A 19,115-nucleotide genomic window follows, 5' to 3' on the forward strand; every position below is an offset into this window, starting at 1 on the left:
CGTAAAATAACTCGCGAGTAGACGCTTACGCCGTAAATGGTCTACGCGCTAGAGGGATGATCGGATGAATTCCTCCATCCGAGCTTCCACGCGCCGTCGTCCCTTTGGCTCGACCTGCATCGATGCGCTCGCCATCGAGAGATTGAGCTTTATTCTGCTCCCAGTGTGAAGTCCTGGGGGGGATCATGATCACATTCACCGAACGCTGCGCGCCTGCCGTCCACGGGGAACAAACAGCCCGCTGACATGGCACAGCCGATGATCATCAATCGTTTCGGCGAGATCGCGGCGCGTCACGGTGATCGTCCGGCCCTGCTCGGTGAGACCCACGAGGTCGCCTACGCCGAGTTGGCCGCGATGGCCGGGGGACACGCGGCTGCGCTCGTCGCCGCCGGCGTCCGAGCCGGTGACCGCGTCGCCCTGCTCACCGCGCACGGCGCTCCGACCGTCGCGGCGCTGCTCGGCGCTCTCGCCGCGGGATGCGCGTACGTGCCGCTGGACCCGGGCTTCCCGGTCGACCGGCTGCGCCACATGCTCGCCGCCGCCGGGGTCACCGCCCTCGCCTGCGCCGCCGAGCACCGCGAGCTGGCCCGGGACCTCGCCGGCGGGCGGACCGTGGTGCCGCTGGACCAGGTGCCGCCGGCCCCGCTGCGGCCCGTCCCGGTGGACCCGGACGCGCTGGCGTACGTGCTGTTCACCTCGGGCTCCACCGGGGTGCCCAAGGCCGTCGGGCAGACCCACCGCAACCTGGCGCACGTCGTCGACAACCAGATCGCCGCGCTGGCGATCGGCCCGGCCGACCGGCTCAGCCTGCTCGCCTCGTTCAGCTTCGACGCCGCCATCCCCGACCTCTACCCGGCGCTGCTCAGCGGCGCCGCGGTGGTCCCGGTCGACCTGCGCCGGCAGGGGCTCGCCCACGCCGTCGCGCAGCTCGACCGGCACCGGGCCACCGTGCTGCACTGCACGCCCACCGTCTACCGCTACCTGCTCGACACCCTCGGCGACCGGCGCCTCGACGCGGTCCGGGTGGTGCTGCTCGGCGGCGAGCAGGCCACGTACGCCGACGCCGCACGCGGGCGGGACCGGTTCGCCGCCGACTGCGTGCTGGTCAACGGCTACGGCGCCACCGAGATGACCTTCGTGGCCCGGCACGTGCTGCCGCTGTCCGGCGTGGACCCGGCCGCCACCGGCCCGCTGCCGATCGGCACCGCGTTCCCCGGCTACCGGGTCGACCTCGCCCCGGACACCGGTGAGCTGGTGGTCCGCAGCCACCACCTCGCCCCCGGCTACCTCAACCAGGACAGCGACCGGTTCAGCGTGGACGCCGACGGGCTGCGGTCGTACCGCACCGGCGACCTGGGCCGGCGGCTGCCCGGCGGCGAGCTGGTCTGCCTCGGCCGGCTCGACCGTCAGGTCAAGGTGCGCGGGCACCGGGTCGAGCTGACCGAGATCGAGGCCGTGCTGGCCGCCCAGCCCGGCGTGGCCGGGGTGCGGGCCATCGCCCGCGACGGCGAGCTGCTCGCGTACGCCCGTCCGGCCGGCGACCGCCCCGACCCGGCCGCGCTGCGCGCCGCGCTCGCCGCCGCGCTGCCCGGCTACGCGCTGCCCCGCGCGGTCGTGGTGCTCGACGAGTTCCCGCTCACCGTCACCGGCAAGGTCGACGAGCGGGCGCTGCCCGACCCGGCGGCCGAGCTGCCGGCGGGTGAGGCGCCGGCCACCGACACCGAGCGGGCCGTGCACGACATCTGGTGCGCCGTGCTGGGCCGTCCCGGAATCGGCCGCACCGACAGCTTCTTCGACGTCGGCGGGCAGTCCCTGCTGCTGGGCCAGGTGCAGCAGCGGCTCGCCGATCAGTTCGGCGTGCGCGTGCCCCTGCTGCGCCTCTTCGACCACCCCACGGTGGCCGCCCAGGCCGCGCTGCTCGACGCCCCGCCCGAGGGGGTCCGCGCCCCGGTGCTGCCGGCGCCCGCCGCGCCGGCCGCCGCGGCCCGCGAGTACACCGGCGACGAGATCGCCGTGGTCGGCCTCGCCGGCCGCTTCCCCGGCGCGCCCGACGTGGCGACCTTCTGGTGGAACCTGTGCACCGGCGTCGACGCGATCCACGAGCACACCGACGAGGAGCTGGCCGCCCTCGGCGTCGGACCGGGGCTGCGCGCCGACCCCCGGCACGTGCGGGCCACCGGCCGGCTCGACGGGGTCGCCGACTTCGACGCCGAGTTCTTCTCCTTTGCCGCCGACGAGGCGGCCCGGACCGACCCGCAGCACCGGCTGTTCCTGGAGACCGCCTGGGAGGCCCTGGAGGACGCCGGGCACGACCCGGAGCGCTTCCCCGGCCTGGTCGGGGTCTACTCGGCCACCTCCGCCAACCGGTACTTCCTGTTCCACCTCATGGACAACCCGGCCGTGGTCGGCGACGTCGACCCGGACGACTGGGAGGCCCGGCTGATCGGCCGGCAGTTCACCGACCACCTGCCCGGCCAGGTCGCCTACCGGCTCGGGCTCACCGGGCCCGCCCTGGCCGTGCAGAGCGCCTGCTCCAGCTCGCTGGTCGCGGTCTGCCTGGCCGCGCAGAGCCTCGCCGACTACCAGTGCGACCTCGCGCTGGCCGGCGGGGTGACGGTCACCTGGCCCCGGCACCGGCACGTCCCGGGCGGGCTGGCCGCACCGGACGGCCGGTGCCGCGCCTTCGACGAGGGCGCCAACGGCTCGGGATTCGGCTCCGGCGCCGGGGTGGTCGCGCTGCGCCGGCTCGCCGACGCGCAGGCCGACGGCGACCGGATCTACGCCGTCCTGCCGGGCTGGGCGGTCACCAACGACGGGGCGGACCGCGCCGGCTTCGCCGTGCCCGGCCCGGCCGGGCAGGCCGCCGCCGTGGCCAACGCGCTGGCCACCGCCGAGGTCGCGCCCGGCGAGGTCGGCCTCATCGAGGGGCACGGCAGCGGCACGCCGCTCGGCGACGCCATCGAGGTCGCCGCGCTGCACGAGGTGTACGCGGGCGCCGCGCCCGCCGAGAGCTGCGCCCTCGGCTCGGTGAAGACCAACATCGGCCACCTCGACGCGGCCGCCGGTATCGCCGGGCTGATCAAGGCGGTGCTCGCCGTGCGGCACGGGGTGATCCCGCCGAACCTGCACTTCACCCGCCCACATCCGGAGATCGACCTGGCCGCCGGCCCGTTCTACGTGCCCACCAAGGCGCGGGACTGGCCCGAGGGCCCACGCCGGGTGGCCGGGGTGAGCGCCTTCGGCCTGGGCGGCACCAACGCGCACGTCGTGGTGGAGCAGCCGCCGCCGGCCGACCCCGCCGACCCGCCCGGCGAGGGGCCGTGGCTGCTGCCGGTGTCGGCGCGTACCCCGGCGGCGCTGCGGGCCGCGCTCGCCCGGCTCCGGGCCCACCTCGGCGGCGACGCCCCGGCGTTGCCCGAGGTGGCCGCCACCCTGGCGCTCGGCCGGCGGGCCTTCGCCCACCGGGCCGCGGTGGTCGCCGCCGACCTGCCCGGCGCGCTGGCCGGACTCGACGCGCTGCTGGACACCGACGCCCGGATCGCCGGCGACGGTGGCCCGCTGCGCGAACTGGCGGCCGACTGGGTCGCCGGGCGGGACGTCGACTGGGACGCCCTGCACCCCGAGGGCACGGTCCGGCGCACCGGCCTGCCCACCTATCCGTTCCAGCGCCGGCGGTACTGGATCGACCCCGTCCAGAAAGGTCCGCGGTGAACTGGTTCGTCTCCGCCGGAAGCCGACCCCAGGCGCCGGTGCGTTTGTTCTGCCTGCCCTACGCCGGTGCCGGCGCGAGCGCGTTCCGGCGCTGGCAGGAGGGGATCGGCCCGGACGTCGAGGTGCTGCCGGTGCAGCTGCCCGGCCGCGAGAACCGGATCAACGAGGATCCGCGCTTCGACGTCGCCGAGGTGGCCGAGGCCGTCGCGGCCCGGGCCGACCGCCCGTACGCCGTCTACGGCCACTCGATGGGCGGCCGGCTCGGCTTCGAGGTGGTCCGGGAGCTGCGCCGGACCGGCGGCCCGCTGCCGCTGCGGCTCTACGTCGGCGGCGCCCGCGCCCCGCACGTCACCGCGCCCGGCCCCTTCGACGGGCTGTCCCGCGCCGACGACGACGAGCTGCTGCGCCGGCTCGCCGACGGCGGCGGTCTCCCCGCCGAGTTCTTCGACCATCCGGAGCTGGTGGAGCTGCTGCTGCCACTGCTGCGGGCCGACTTCGGCCGGGTGGACGGCTACCGGTACGTGCCCGGCGAGCCGCTGCCGGTGCCGATCGTCGCGTTCAACGGCCGGGACGACCGGGCCGTCACCCGCGCGCAGCACGCCGCCTGGGCCGAGCACACCGCCGCCGGCTTCACCCTGCACGAGTTGGCCGGCGGTCACTTCTTCCTGCACGACCGGCTCCCCGAGCTGCTCGCGCTGATCCGCGCCGACCTGGCCGCGGCGCTCGGCGCCGAGACCACCCGCACCGGCGAGCCGGCCGCGGGTACGCACCCGGTGCGCACCGCCGGCCGCGGGACCGCCCGCGGTGCGCACCGGGTGCCGCTCGGCGACACGGCCTGGTCGGTGTGGCGCGACGCCATCCTGCGCACCACCGGCTTCCCGGCCGACGGCCTGGACCTGTTCGCCGCGCCCCGGGCCGCCGCGGCGGCCGACGACCTGCTGGCCACCGGCGCCGGCGAGGACCGGTACGACAAGGAGTTCGACGAGGCGGTCCGCGCCGGCGCCGAGCGGGCCAGCGCGCTGGCCGCCGACCCGCTGCTGCGCGAGGCGATCACCTGGCAGAACCGGGGCGCCCTTGTCGCATTGGACGGGCTGGCCCGCGGCGGCGCCGACGCGGCCCGCAACGTGCGGCGCCGGGACCGGGAGCGGGCGCTCCTGAAGTACTGGCAGCGCTACGGCGGCAAGAACGAGACGGTCGGCTTCTTCGGCCCGAGCTGCTGGGTGACCGTCGACCCCGACCAGCCGGAGACCGCCCGGATCCGCCCCGGCGCCGGGCTGACCCGCCGGCGCTGGGTGTGGTTCGAATCCTGGGCGCTGGCCGCGTACGCCGAGCGGATCGGCGCCGACCTGGCCGTCCGCCGGTGGTGGCCGCCGGTGCTGCGCCCGCACCTCGCGGTCCGGGACCGGACCGTGCTGCGCCCCGGCCGGCCGCCGCTGGCGCTGACCCCGGTGGAGGCGGCCCTGCTCGCCGCCGCCGACGGGCAGCGCCGCGCCGCCGACCTGGTGGCCGACCCGGCCATCGGCCTGCGCCGCCCCGAGGACGGGTACGCCCTGCTCGACCGGCTGGTGGAGCGGGAGCTGATCAGCTGGGACGCCGCGCTGCCGGTCAGCCCGGACGCCGAGCGGGTGCTGGCCGACCGGATCACGGCGATCGGCGACGAGGCCGCCCGGAGCGCCGCGCGGTCCGGGTTCGACCGGCTCCGCGCCGCCCGCGACGCGGTGGCCGGGGCGGCCGGCGAGCCGGTGCGGCTGCGCGCCGCGCTGGACACCCTCGACGCCACCTTCACCGAGCTGACCGGCGTCCCGGCCGTCCGCCGGGCCGGCCAGATGTACGCCGGCCGGACCATCTGCTACGAGGACACCGCCCGCGACCTGGACGTGGTGTTCGGCGCGCCGCTGCTCGCCGAGCTGGCCGCCCCGCTGGACGTGCTGCTGCGCGCCGCCCGGTGGATGGCGAACGCCCTGGCCGACGCGTACGACGAGGTGTTCCGCGGGCTCTACGAGGAGCTGCGCGCCGAGGCCGGCGGCGGTCCGGTCGCGCTGGCGGACCTGTGGTTCCTGGCCCAGGGCCTGTTCTGGGGCGGGGGAGAGCGCCCGGTCGACGGGGTCGCCGCCGACTTCGCCGCCCGCTGGGCCGGGCTGTTCGGGCTGGACGTGCTGCCGCCCGGCACCACCGACGTGCGGCTGCGCGTGGCCGACCTGGCCGACCGGGTCGACGCGGTCTTCCCGGGCGCCCGGCCGACCTGGTCCAACGCCGTGATGCACAGCCCCGACCTGCAGATCTGCGCCACCGACGCGGCGGCGCTGGCCCGGGGAGACTTCACGGTGGTGCTCGGCGAGCTGCACGCCGCCTGGTCCTCGTTCGACTGCGCGGTCTTCACCCCGTCCCACCCGGAGGTGGAGCGGCTGCGCGCCGCGCTGGCCGAGGACATGGGCGAGCGGCGGGTCCGGCTGCTCTTCCCCACCGAGTGGCCGCGCCGGACCAGCCGCACCTCCGAGTCGCTGACCGGGCCCACCGACCGGCACCTGGCCTTCCAGGACGCGCCGGGCGCGGAACCGGCCCGGGTGCTGCCCACCGTGGACCTCACCGTCGGCGAGGTCGACGGGCGGCTCGTGGCCACCGCCTCGGACGGGCAGCGGTGGCCGCTCACCGAGGTCTTCGCCGAACTGCTCAGCGCGCACGCGGTGGACGGCTTCAAGCTGGTCGCCGCCGCGCCGTACACGCCCCGGATCACGCTGGACCGGCTGGTGGTGGCCCGGCAGACCTGGCGGACCACGGTGGGGGAGAGCGGCCTGGCGTCGGCCACCGGCGAGCGGCAGCGCTTCCTGGCCGTGCGGGGCTGGCGGCGCCGGCTCGGCCTGCCCGAGCAGGTCTACGTCAAGCTCGGCACCGAGACCAAGCCGTGCTTCGTGGACCTGTCCAGCCCGGCCTTCGCCAACATGTTCTGCGCCATGGTCCGGGCCGCCCGGGTCGACGGCGGCGACGACGTCTCGCTCACCGTCAGCGAGATGCTCCCGACCACCGACCAGGCCTGGGTGCCCGACGGCGCCGGGCGCCGCTACTTCAGCGAGCTGCGCCTGCACATCGTGGACGCCCAGGGGACGGAGAACCGATGAGCCACCTGCTGCCACTGGGGGAGACCGGCTGGTCGGTCTGGCGGGACACGGTGGTGCGGACGGCCGGCTTCCCGGCCGCCGGGCTGGACCGGTTCGCGGCTCCGGAGGCCGCCGCCGCGGCCGATGCCCTGCTCACCGGCGAGGGCACGCGGGAGGTCCTCGACAAGGCGCTGGACGCCGCGGCCGCCGAGGGTTCCGCGGCGGCCCTCGACCTGGCCGCCGACCCGCTGCTGCGCGAGGCGGTCACCTGGCAGAACCCCGACATGCTCGTCGCCCTCGACGGGCTGCTGCGCACCGACCCGGGGACCCGCAACAGCCGGCGGCGCAAGCGCGAGATGACGCTGCTGCGCTACTGGCAGCGCTACTGCGGCAAGGCCGAGACCATCGGGTTCTTCGGGCCGGTCTGCTGGGGCACCCTCGAACCGGAGACGAGCACCTCCCGGGTCACCCCCGGCGCGGGCCTGGTCCGCCGCCGCCGGGTCCACTTCGAGGCGTGGGCGCTGGCCGCGTACGCCGACCGGCTCGGCGCCGACCTGGCCGTGCGCCGCTGGTGGCCACCGACCCGGCCGCCCCACCTGACCGTGGCCGGCAACCGCGTGCACCGGCCGCTGCACCCGCCGAACGAGCTGTCCCCGGTGGAGGCCCGGCTGCTCGCCGCCGCCGACGGCCGGACCCCGGCGGCCGAGCTGGTCGAGCGGTTCCGGGCGGCCGGTGACCTGCGGGCCGGCGCCGACGGCTACCTGCTGCTCGACCGGCTGGTCGAGCGCGGGCTGCTTGCCTGGGACGCCGCCCTGCCGACCAGCCCGGCCGCGGAACGGGTGCTGGCCGGGCGGATCGCCGCCATCGGCGACCCGGCCGTCCGGGCGGCGGCCGAGGCCGGCCTCGACCGGCTCCGCGCGGCCCGCGACGCGTTGGCCGCCGCGGCCGGCGACCCGGCTCGGCTGGGCGCCGCGCTGGCCGCGCTGAACAGCGAGTTCACCGCGGTCACCGGGGCCGCCGCGACCCGGCACGCCGGCCAGATGTACGTCGGCCGCACCCTGGTCTACGAGGAGACCGACCGGGACCTGGAGGTCCGGGTGGGCGCGGCGGTGCGGGAGGCGCTGGCCGACCCGCTCGCCGTGGTGCTGACCGCGGCCCGCTGGCTGACCGCCGAGGTGGGCGCGGCCTGCACGGCGGTCGTCGCCGACCTCCACGCCGAGCTGGTCGAGGACGGCCCGGTCCGGCTCGCCGACGTGTGGGCGCCGGCCCAGGGGCTGCTGCTCGCCCCCGACGGCCCGCTCCAGCGCGCCGCCGCCGGGTTGACCGCCCGCTGGCGGGAGCTGTTCGGCCTGGCCGACCTGCCGCCCGGCCAGGCCGAGCTGACCCTGCGCAGCGCCGACCTGGCCGCCCGGGCCGCCGAACTGTTCGCCGCCGACGGCCCCGGCTGGCCGTCCGCCCGGATCCACAGCCCCGACGTGCAGATCGCCACCGCCGACCTCGACGCGCTCAACCGGGGCGAGTTCCTGCTCGTCCTCGGCGAGCTGCACCCGGGTCTGACCACCTTCGACAGCGCCGTGCTCACCCCGTTCCACCCGGACCCCGCGATGCTGCGCGCCGGCTTCGACGCCGACCTCGGGCCGGTCCGGCTGCGGGTCGTCTACCCGGCCAACTACCCGCGCCTGACCACCCGGACCACCTACGAGCTGACCGGCCCGCAGGATCGGCAGATCGGCATCGACACCGCCCGGGGCGCCGACCTGGACCGCCTCGTCCCGGCCACCGACGTGCGGATCGAGCGCGCCGGCGCCACCTTCGACGCGGTCTTCCCCGACGGGCGGCGCTGGCCGCTCACCGAGGTGTTCGGCAACCTGTTCTCCGCGCTGCTGCTGGACAGCTTCAAGCTGCTCGACCCGGCCCCGCACATGCCCCGCATCACCATCGACCGGCTGGTCGTGGCCCGGCGCACCTGGCGCACCACCGTCGGGGAGTCCGGCCTGGCCGGAGCGGCCGGCGAGGCCGAGCGCTACCTCGCGGTCCGGCGGCTGCGGCAGCGACTCGGCCTGCCCGAGCGGGTCTTCGTCAAGGTCGGCACCGAGGTGAAGCCCTGCTACGTCGACCTGACCGGCCCGCTGCACGCCCACTCGCTGTGCGCCATGGTCGACGCGGCCGCCCGCACCGGCCCCGACGTGGCCGTGGTCGTCACCGAGCTGCTGCCCGACCCGGCCCGGTCGTGGATCACCGACGCGCAGGGCCGCGGCTACGTCAACGAACTCCGCCTCCAGATCACCGACCCAGCCGAGCACCGGGGAGACCACGGGTGACCGACATCCTGACCGTCAGCGCCGCGTACGGGGCGGACCTGCCCTGGCCGGACGCCACCCTGGCCGACCTGATCGCCGCGCAGGCCGCCCGCACCCCCGACGCGGTGGCGGTACGCCAGTGGGACACCCGGCTGACCTACCGGCAGCTCGTCGACCGGGCCGCCGGGCTGGCCGCCGCCCTGCGCGAGCGCGGGATCGTTGCCGGCGACCGGGTCGGTGTGTGCGGCGCGCGTACCCCCGACCTGGTGGTGACCGTGCTCGGTGTGCTGCTGGCCGGCGCCGCGTACGTGCCGCTGGAGCCGGGCGGCCCCCGCGAGCGGCTGCGCGAGATCGCCCGGGACGCCGGGATCCGGGTGGTCGCCGGCGACGCCGCGGCAGCCGAGTTCGGCGACGAGCCCGGCGTCGAGGCGGTCGGGCTGCCCGGCCCGGCCCCCCTCGCCCCCTGCCCGGCGCGTCCCGGCGACCCGGCGTACGTGCTGTTCACCTCCGGCTCCACCGGCCGGCCCAAGGGGGTGCTCACCACCCACCGCAACGCCGTCGAGTTCGTCACCGGGGTCGCCGCGCTGACCGGCGCCGACGCCTCGGTGCGCAGCCTCGGCATCGCCTCGCTCGGCTTCGACGCGGCCACCATGGACCTGTTCGTGCCGCTGCTGCTCGGCGGCGCGGTGCAGCTGCTCGGCGCCGACGACCGGGCCGACCCGGTCCGGCTCGCCCGGTTCGTCGCCGCGCACGAGGTGACCTGGGGCTTCATCACCCCGACCGTCCTCGCCCTGCTCGACCCGGCGGAGCTGCCGTCCTGGCGGGTGCTGCTCTGCGGCGGCGAGGCGGTCCCCGCCGAGCTGGTCGCCCGCTGGGCCCCCGGCCGGCGGTTCCTCAACGGCTACGGCCCCACCGAGACCACCGTGCTGGCGGTCAGCGGTGACCTCACCGCCGCCGACACCGACCCGGTGCCGATCGGCCGGCCCCTGCCCAACCACCGGGCGTACGTGGTGGACGCCGACCTGCGCCCGGTGCCGCCGGGGGAGACCGGCGAACTGCTGATCGGCGGGCCCGGCCTGGCCGACGGCTACCTCAACCGGCCCGGGCTGACCGCCGAGCGGTTCGTTCCCGACCCGTTCGGCGACCGGCCAGGGGAGCGGCTCTACCGCACCGGCGACCTGGTCCGGCAGGCGGCGGACGGCCGGATCGTCTACCTGGGCCGGGCCGACCGGCAGGTCAAGGTGCGCGGCCAGCGGATCGAGCTGGGTGAGGTCGAGGCCGTGCTGGCCGGGCACCCGGGCGTCGACGGGGTGGCCGTGGAGGCCGTGCCCGGCCCGGCCGGCACCGAGCTGGTCGCCTTCCTCACCCCGGCCGGCGCGCCCGGCGACGAGGCGCTGCGGGCGTACGCCGGGCCGCGGCTGACCGCCGCGATGCTGCCGGCCCGGACGGTGCGGCTGGCCGCGCTGCCGGTCAGCCCGACCAGCGGCAAGCTGGACCGGCCCGCGCTGCGCGCCCTCGCCGCGGCCGCCCCGGACGTGGCGGACGAGGCCGACGGCGGGGATCCCGTGGAGGCGGCGGTCCGGCGGCTCTGGATCCGGCTGCTCGGTGCGAACCCGGGCCCGGACAGCGACTTCCTCGCGGCCGGCGGCAACTCGATCGCCGCCATGCGGCTGGTCGCCGCGCTCCGCGCCGAGCTGGGCCGGCGGGTCGACACCCGGGTGCTGTTCACCGACCGCACCTTCGCCGCGCTGGTCGACCGGGTGCGGGCCGCCGCGCCGGCCGACGGCGACGGCCTGACCACCGGCAACCCGCCCACCCTCTCCCCGCCGCAGCGGCGGCTCTGGTTCATGGACCAGCTCGCCCCGTCGAGCGCGCCGTACAACATCGCGGTCGCGCACCGGCTGCGCGGGCCGCTCGACACCGCCGCGCTCGGCGCCGCGCTGCGCGCCGTGGCCGAGCGGCACGACGTGCTGCGCTGGCGGATCCCGCAGACCGGCGGGGTGCCCTACGCGGTGCGCGAGGAGCCGACCGACGTGGCCGTGCCGGTGGTCGACCTGACCGGGGCCGCCGACGCCGAGGCGGAGCTGGCCACCATGCTCGCGGCCGGCGCCGGGCACTCGTTCGACCTGGCCACCGGGCCGCCCTGGCAGGTGACCGTCTACCGGCTCGCCGCCGACACCCACGTGCTCGCCGTGACCGTGCACCACGCGGTCTTCGACGGCTGGTCCGAGGCGCTGCTCTACGACGAGCTGGCCGGCGCGTACGCCCGGGCGGTCGCCGGTGAGCCGCCGGCCCGGCCGCCCCTGCCCGCCACGTACGCCGACTACGCGGTCTGGCGGGCGGAGCGGGACCGCCGCCGGGGCGCGGCCGACCTGGCCTGGTGGACCGACCACCTGGCCGGCGCCCCGACCGTGCTGGACCTGCCCCGCGACCGGCCCCGCCCGGCGGTGCAGACCTACGCCGGGGTCGAGGCGGGGGTGCGGCTCACCGAGGCGGCCGACCGGGCGGTGCGCGACCTGGCCTCCCGGCGCGGCACCACGGTGGCGGCGGTGCTGCTGGCCGGCTTCGGTGAGCTGCTGCGCCGGCTCACCGGCGGCGACGACCACGTGCTCGGCGCGATCGTCGCCGACCGGCGGCTGGCCGCCTTCGACGACGTCATCGGCTTCTTCATCGACACCGTGCCGGTGCGGGTCCGCACCGGCGGGTCGAGCTTCGCCGGGCTGGTCGACCGGTGCGCCGCCGAGCTGCACGCGGTCACCGAGCATCCCGGCGCCCCGCTGGAGCGGATCGTCGAGGCGCTCGGCGTGGGCCGGGACACCTCCCGCGCCCCGCTCGTGCAGGTGCTGTTCAACGTGCTCAACTTCGTCGCGCCCCGGCTCGCGCTGACCGGCCTGACGGTCGAGCCGGTGCCCGTGCCGAAGCCCGGCTCACCGTTCGACATCACCGTCTACGTGGTGGAGCGCGACGGCCGGGCCGGCGTCGAGGTGGTGCACAACCCGGACCTGTTCGAGGCCGAGCGGATCGAGGCGCTCCTGGCCGATCTGGCCGACCTGGTCGGCGCCCTCGCGGCCGACCCGGACGCGCCCGCCGACCAGGTCGCGACCGGCCTGCCCCGCGCGGCGGTACGGGTGGCGGCGCTCGGCGCCATGACCGTGGCCGCCGCCGAGCCGGCGCGGGCCCCGCTGCCTGCCGGGCCGGACGCCCTCACCGCCACCGAGGAGCTGATCGCCGGCATCTGGCGGGACGTGCTCGGCCGGGACGGGGTCGGCGTCGCCGACAACTTCTTCGACATCGGCGGCCACTCGATGGCCCTCGCCGCGGTGCACGCCCGGCTCACCGAGGCCACCGGCCGATCCCTCACCATGCTCGACCTGTTCCGCCACCCGACCGTGCGGGCCCTCGCCGCCAGCCTCGACGGCGCCGCCGACCGGCCGGAACTCGCCCGGGCCGCGCTGCGGGCCGCCGCCCGGCGTGGCCGCGCCCGCCGCACCCCACCCCGACGACCGAACCAGCCGTGACGCCGTACCCCTCCCCGACGCACCGCGTGAGCTAAGGACAACCCCGATGCAGAACGACATTCCCACCACCGACGACGGCATCGAACCGATCGCGATCGTCGGGCTCGCCGCCCGCCTACCCGGCGCGGGCGACGTCGACGAGTTCTGGCGCAACCTGGTCGACGGCGTCGAGTCGGTGACCGAGCTGACCCGCGACGAGCAGATCGCCCGCGGCGCCACCCCCGAGGAGGTCGACGACCCCGGCTGGGTGAACCGCGCCCCGCTGGTCGACGGCTACGACGAGTTCGACGCCGGCCTGTTCGGGATGACCGCCCGCGAGGCCGAGATCACCGACCCGCAGCACCGCCTCTTCCTGGAGACCTGCTACACGGCGCTCCAGGACGGCGGCTACGACCCGGCCCGCTACGACGGCGCGGTCGGCGTCTACGCCGGCACCGGCGGCAACACCTACCTGCACCGCAACGTGCTGCGCAACAAGCGGGTCGGCGGCAGTCCGCACGGCGCGGTCTCGCTCGCCACCGGCAACTCGCCGAACTACGTGGCCACCAACGTCTCCTACCGGCTCGACCTGCGCGGGCCCAGCCTCACCGTGCACACCGCCTGCTCCACCTCGCTGGTGGCCTTCCACCTGGCCTGCGAGGCGCTGCGCAACGGCGAGTGCGACATGGCGCTGGCCGGCGGGGTCAACATCGAGCTGCCGCACATCGGCTACCTCGGCATGGACGGCTTCACCTCCCCGGACGGCCGCTGCCGCCCGTTCGACGCCGCAGCCAACGGCACGGTCTGGGGCAGCGGGGTGGGTGTCACCCTGCTCAAGCGCCTCTCCGACGCGATCGCCGACGGCGACACCATCCGTGCCGTGGTGCTCGGCAACGCGATCAACAACGACGGCGCCGGCAAGGTGGGCTTCACCGCGCCCAGCATCGACGGCCAGATGGAGGCGGTCGCCCAGGCGGTCGGCCTGGCCGGCATCGACCCGCGCACCATCAGCTACGTCGAGGCGCACGGCACCGGCACGGCGCTCGGCGACCCGATCGAGATCGCCGCCCTCTCCGCGGTGTACACCAAGGACACCGACGACCGGGGCTGGTGCGGCATCGGCTCGGTGAAGTCCAACATCGGCCACCTCAGCCAGCCCTCCGGCATCGTCAGCGTGATCAAGACGGTGCTGGCCATGGAACACGGCCTCATCCCGCCGACCATCAACTACGAGACCCCGAATCCGGGCATCGACTTCGCCGACACCCCGTTCTACGTGGCGAACACGCTGACCAAGTGGGACACCGACGGCGGGCCCCGGCGTGCCGGCGTCAGCTCGTTCGGCATCGGCGGCACCAACGCCCACGTGGTGCTGGAGGAGGCGCCGGCCGCGTACCGGACCGAGCGGCGGGTCCGCCCCGCGCACCTGCTCCAGGTCTCGGCGAAGACCCCGACCGCCCTGGACACCGCGGTGAAGCGCCTCGCCGACCACCTGGAGAGCGGCACCGCCGGTGGCCCCGAACTGCTCGCCGACGTCGCGCACACCCTGCGGGTCGGCCGCCAGCAGTACCCGCACCGCGCCGCCGTGGTCGCCACCGACCTGCCGTCCGCGGCGGCCGCCCTGCGCGACAAGCGCAAGGGGCACCGCGGCGCCCTCGACGGCCCCGCCCCGCGGGTCGCCTACCTGTTCAGCGGCCAGGGATCCCAGTACGCCGGCATGGGCGCCGAGCTGTACGCCGAGGACCCGGCCTTCGCGGCCACCGTGGACGAGTGCGCCGAGCTGCTCCGCCCCGAGCTGGGCCTGGACATCCGGGACCTGATCCTCGGCCGCGACCCGGAGGCGGGGGACAAGCTCACCCAGACCCGCTACACCCAGCCCGCCCTGTTCACCGTCGAGTACGCCCTGGCCACCGCCTGGCAGCGGGCCGGGGTCGCCCCGGCCGCGATGCTCGGCCACTCCATCGGCGAGTACGTCGCCGCCACCGTGGCCGGCGTGCTCACCCTCCCCGACGCGCTGCGGGTGGTGGCGGCCCGGGGCCGGCTCATGCACTCGCTGCCGGCCGGCTCGATGCTCGCCGTGACGCTGGACGAGTCGGCGGTCGCCGACCGGCTGCCCGAGGGCCTGTCCGTGGCCACCGTCAACGGCCCGGGCACCTGCGTGGTGGCCGGGGAGACCGCGCTGGTCGAGGAGTTCGCCGCGAGCCTGGGCGGAAAGAACAAGTCCAAGCTGCTGCGCACCTCGCACGCCTTCCACTCGCCGATGATGGACCCGATCCTCGACGAGTTCACCGCGCTCATGGCGAGCGTGCCGCTGCGCCCGCCGGCCGTGCCGTTCCTGTCCAACGTGACCGGCACCTGGATCACCGAGGCGCAGGCCACCGACCCCGCGTACTGGGCGGCGCACCTGCGCCGGCCGGTCCGCTTCGGCGCCTGCGTGGCCACCCTGCTGGCCGAGGGCACGTGGGCGCTGGTCGAGTGCGGCCCGGGCCGGCAGCTCGCCAACCTGGCCCGGATGCAGGTCGCCAAGGCCTCCGAGGCGCAGCGGAAGCTGACCCCGCTGGGCAGCCTCCCCGGGCCGGGCGAGCCCACCGGCGACCTGGCCACACTGCTCGGCAGCGCGGGCGCGCTCTGGTGCGCCGGGGTGCCGGTGACCCTGGCCGCCGACCCCGACGCCCGGCGGGTGCCGCTGCCCACCTACCCGTTCGAGCGGCGCCGCTACTGGGTCGACCCGGACCCGGTGCAGCTGGCGGCCGCCCCGGTCGAGACCGGGCCCCGGCCGCTGCCGGAGTGGTTCGCGGTGCCGGTGTGGCGGCAGGCCGCCCCGGCGCGGACCGTCGTCCCGCTGGGCCGGTGCCTCGTGCTGGCCGACGGCCCGCGCGGGGAGGCGCTCGTCGCCGCGCTGCGCGCCGCCGGCGACGACCCCGTCGAGGTACGCGCCGGCGACGCCTTCGCGGCCACCACCAGCGGCTTCCGGCTGCGCCCCGGCGTCCGCGAGGACCACGAGGCGCTGGTCGCCGCGCTCGGCGCCGACCTGCCCCGCCGGATCGTGCACGCCTACGCCCTCGACGGCGAGCCGGCCGGCACCGACATCGCCGCCGCCTGGGCCGCCCAGGACCGGGGCTTCTTCAGCGCGCTGCACCTGGTGCAGGCGCTCGCCGGCGCCGGGCTGACCGCCGACGAGGAGGGGATCCGCCTCGACCTGGTCACCGCCGGCATCGGCGACGTGCGCGGCGACGACCTGGTCCGGCCGGAGCACGCCACCCTGGCGGGCCTGGCCCGGGTGCTCCCCGTCGAGCTGCCCGGGCTCACCGTCCGGCTGGTCGACGCGGACACCGCCGCGCGCGGGGTCGCCGCGCTCGTGGCCGAGCTGCGCGCCCCGGCCGATCCGGAGCACCCGGAGGTGGCGCTGCGCCGCGACCGGCGCTGGGTGGCCGGCTACGAGCAGGTCACCGTGGACGCCGAGGCCGAGCCGGGCGTGCTGCGCGAGGCCGGCCGCTACCTGATCACCGGCGGTCTCGGCGGCATCGGCGTCACCCTGGCCGAGGACTTCGCCCGCCGCGCCCGGGCCAAGCTGGTGCTGCTGGCCCGCTCCGGCCTGCCCGAGCGGGACCGGTGGGACGAGCACCTGGCCGTGCACGGCGGCGCCGACCGGGTCGGCCGGGCCATCGCGGCGATCCGCCGGATGGAGGCGGCCGGGGCCGAGGTGCTGGTGCTCGCCGCCGACGTCACCGACCCCGACGACCTGCGCCGCGTACGCGACGCCGCCGAGACACGGTTCGGCGGGCTGGACGGCATCGTGCACGCCGCCGGCCTGCCCGGTGGCGGCATGGCCGAGATCAAGGACCGGGTGGAGGCGGAGCGGGTGCTCGCCCCGAAGCTCGCCGGCACCCTCGCCCTGGCCCAGGTCTTCGGTGACCTGCCGCTGGACTTCGTGGCGCTCTGCTCCTCGATCACCGCGGTGATCGGCGGTTTCGGCCAGGTCGACTACTGCGCGGCGAACAGCTTCCTGGACGCCTGGGCGCGCGCCGGCGCCGGCTTCCGCGCCCCGGTGGTCTCGCAGAACTGGGGCGGCTGGGCCGAGGTCGGCATGGCCGTGGAGACGAACGCGCCGGCCGCCTTCCGGGCCGCCGGGCGGGACACCGTCACCGCCCCGGTGGACCACCCGGTGCTCACCACCCGGGTGACCGGTCCGGACGGCACGGTCCTGCACGGCCTGGTCTCCGCCGGCACCCACTGGCTGCTCGACGAGCACCGGATCGGCGGGGTGCCGGTGGTGCCGGGCACCGCCCACCTGGAGTCGGTGCGGGCCGCGGTGACCGCCGCGCTGCCCGCCCCGGCGCCCGACGCCGCCGTGGAACTGCGGGACGTGGTCTTCCTGGAGCCGTTCTCGGTGCCGGACGGCACGGTCGCCCAGTACCGGGTGGAGCTGACGCCGGCCGAGGACGGGGTCGACTTCACCGTGGCCAGCCTGGCGGCCGGCCAGCTCCGCACCCACGTGCGCGGAGCGGCCGGCTGGACCACCGAGCCCGCCCCGCCGGCCGGCACGCCCGCCGTCGCCGGCCGCCGGGTCGACGACGACGCCTCCTTCGGCCGGGGCCGCACCAGCATGCTCACCTTCGGCCCCCGCTGGGCCGCGCTCGCCGAGCACCACCTGGCCGAGGGGGAGGAGCTGGCCCGGGTCGAGGCGCCCGCCGCCGCGCTGGGCGACCTGCCCTCCTGGGGCCTGCACCCGGCGCTGCTGGACGTGGCCACCGCCTTCGGGCGCGGCCAGGGCTCGGGCACCTACCTGCCGCTGTCGTACGGCCGGATCGTGGTGCGCGGGGCGCTGCCGGCGGCCTTCCACAGCCACCTGCGGCACCGGCCCAGCGCCACCGAGGAGGTGGTGGCGGCGGACCTGTCGCTGCGCGACACCGAGGGCCGGGAACTGGTCGCGATCAGCGACTTCGTGCTGCGCAAGGTGGACCAGGGCGCGGTGACCGGCGGCCTCGCCGACGCCCCGGCCGCCGCCGACGCCGCGCCGGCACCGGTCACCGAGGACATCCGGCCGGTCGACGGGGCCGAGGCGTTCCGCCGCAGCCTCACCGCCGGCCTGGGCGCGCAGGTGGTCATCACCACCCGCACCGTCGCCGACATCCGGCGCCGCTCGGCCCGGGTGACCACGGACAGCCTGGAGGCGGAGACCGACATCCCGGCCACCGCGGCCGCCGGCACGGGCGGTGGCTCGGCCGCCCCCTCGACCGAGCTGGAGAAGACCATCGCCCAGGTCTGGCGGGACGGCCTCGGCGTGACCGACGTCGGCGTGGACGACGACTTCTTCGCCCTCGGCGGCAACTCGCTGGTCGCGGTGCAGCTGATCGCCGCGATGCGCAAGGCCACCGGGGTCCGGCTGCCCATGCGCAGCCTCTTCGAGACCCCCACGGTCGCCGGGCTGGCCGCCCGGATCGAGGAGCTGCGGGCCAGCCAGCCCGCCGACGAACCGGCCGCGCCGGCGGCGATCCCGGCCATCCCGCGGCTGCCCCGCGCCTGACCACGACCGACAAGGAGACACCGCATCATGAGCGACACGATCGCCACGCTGCCGGTGGTCGTCGAGAACGACGGCCGCGCCCTGACCGACCTGATCGCGGCCCGCCGCGCCGAGCTGCGGGCCACCCTCGTCGAGCACGGCGGGCTGCTGTTCCGCGGCTTCGACGTCGGCGGAGTGGACGGCTTCGACGGGGTGGTCCGCGCCCTGTCCGGCGAGCCGCTGACCTACACGGAGCGTTCCTCGCCCCGGCACTCGATCAAGGGCCGGGTCTACACCTCGACCGACTACCCGCCGGACGAGGAGATCTTCCTGCACAACGAGAACTCGTACCAGGCGCGCTGGCCGCTGACCCTGTTCTTCTACTGCATCACCGCGCCGGAGACCCGGGGCGCCACCCCGCTCGCCGACATCCGCCGGGTCCACGACCTGATCGACCCGGCCGTGCGCGAGGAGTTCGTCCGGCGGCGCTGGATGCTGGTGCGCAACTTCCACGGCGACTTCGGCACCCGCTGGCAGGAGGTGTTCAACACCGAGAACCGGTCCGAGGTCGAGGCGTACGCGGCGGCCAACGGCATCACCGTGGAGTGGGTCGGCAAGGACGGCCTGCGCACCCGGGCGGTGCGGGACGTGGTGCACCACCGGCCCGGCTCGGACACCCCGCGCTGGTTCAACCACGCCACGTTCTTCCACGTGAGCACCCTCCCGAAGGACTACCAGGAGGGGCTGCTGGCCATGTTCGGCGCCGACGGGCTGCCGTCGAACACCTACTACGGCGACGGCGGCGAGATCCCCGCCGACGTCATGGACCACCTCCGCGCCGCCTACCGGGCGGCCACCGTCCGCTTCGACTACCAGCGCGACGACGTGCTGGTGGTGGACAACATGACGGCCGCGCACGGCCGGGAGCCGTTCACCGGCCCTCGCAAGATCGCTGTGGCGATGGCCGAGCCGCACACCCCCCACACCCCTGGAGCGAACTGAC

At 76.6% G+C, this 19,115-nt stretch carries 6 protein-coding genes; all 6 read left to right on the top strand.

The genetic code is table 11. From position 1 onward, the window contains the following. Positions 1-246: 246 nt before the first annotated feature. Genes ACQP12_RS12235 through ACQP12_RS12260 form a run of 6 tightly spaced genes read left to right on the top strand, consistent with a single transcriptional unit; the run spans position 247 to position 19,114 of the window. Positions 247-3,714, top strand: a complete 3,468-nt coding sequence (locus ACQP12_RS12235; protein ID WP_433287543.1) for an AMP-binding protein — start codon at positions 247-249, stop codon at positions 3,712-3,714. Continuing rightward, on the top strand, positions 3,711-6,830 hold the full coding sequence (locus tag ACQP12_RS12240; RefSeq protein ID WP_433287545.1) for a thioesterase domain-containing protein: 3,120 nt from the start codon (positions 3,711-3,713) through the stop codon (positions 6,828-6,830). Before ACQP12_RS12235 ends, ACQP12_RS12240 begins: the two co-directional genes overlap by 4 nt. Continuing rightward, entirely contained in the window at positions 6,827-9,130 is a 2,304-nt protein-coding gene (locus tag ACQP12_RS12245; protein WP_433287547.1) for a lantibiotic dehydratase, read from the top strand. Before ACQP12_RS12240 ends, ACQP12_RS12245 begins: the two co-directional genes overlap by 4 nt. After that, entirely contained in the window at positions 9,127-12,627 is a 3,501-nt protein-coding gene (locus ACQP12_RS12250) for an amino acid adenylation domain-containing protein (protein WP_433287549.1), read from the top strand. Before ACQP12_RS12245 ends, ACQP12_RS12250 begins: the two co-directional genes overlap by 4 nt. Before the next feature lie 46 nt (positions 12,628-12,673). After that, positions 12,674-18,133, top strand: a complete 5,460-nt coding sequence (locus tag ACQP12_RS12255) for an SDR family NAD(P)-dependent oxidoreductase (protein ID WP_433287551.1) — start codon at positions 12,674-12,676, stop codon at positions 18,131-18,133. Between the two features lie 27 nt (positions 18,134-18,160). Further along, on the top strand, positions 18,161-19,114 hold the full coding sequence (locus ACQP12_RS12260) for a TauD/TfdA family dioxygenase (RefSeq protein WP_433287553.1): 954 nt from the start codon (positions 18,161-18,163) through the stop codon (positions 19,112-19,114). Position 19,115 lies beyond the last annotated feature (1 nt).

This window comes from Micromonospora sp. CA-244673 (assembly GCF_050948395.1).
Taxonomy (GTDB): domain Bacteria; phylum Actinomycetota; class Actinomycetes; order Mycobacteriales; family Micromonosporaceae; genus Micromonospora.

Excerpts from the sequence above, each read along its gene's own strand:
- ACQP12_RS12235 (WP_433287543.1), top strand. The coding sequence starts at position 247 with ATGGCACAGCCGATGATCATCAATCGTTTCGGCGAGATCGCGGCGCGT.
- ACQP12_RS12245 (WP_433287547.1), top strand. The coding sequence starts at position 6,827 with ATGAGCCACCTGCTGCCACTGGGGGAGACCGGCTGGTCGGTCTGGCGG.
- ACQP12_RS12255 (WP_433287551.1), top strand. The coding sequence starts at position 12,674 with ATGCAGAACGACATTCCCACCACCGACGACGGCATCGAACCGATCGCG.
- ACQP12_RS12260 (WP_433287553.1), top strand. The coding sequence starts at position 18,161 with ATGAGCGACACGATCGCCACGCTGCCGGTGGTCGTCGAGAACGACGGC.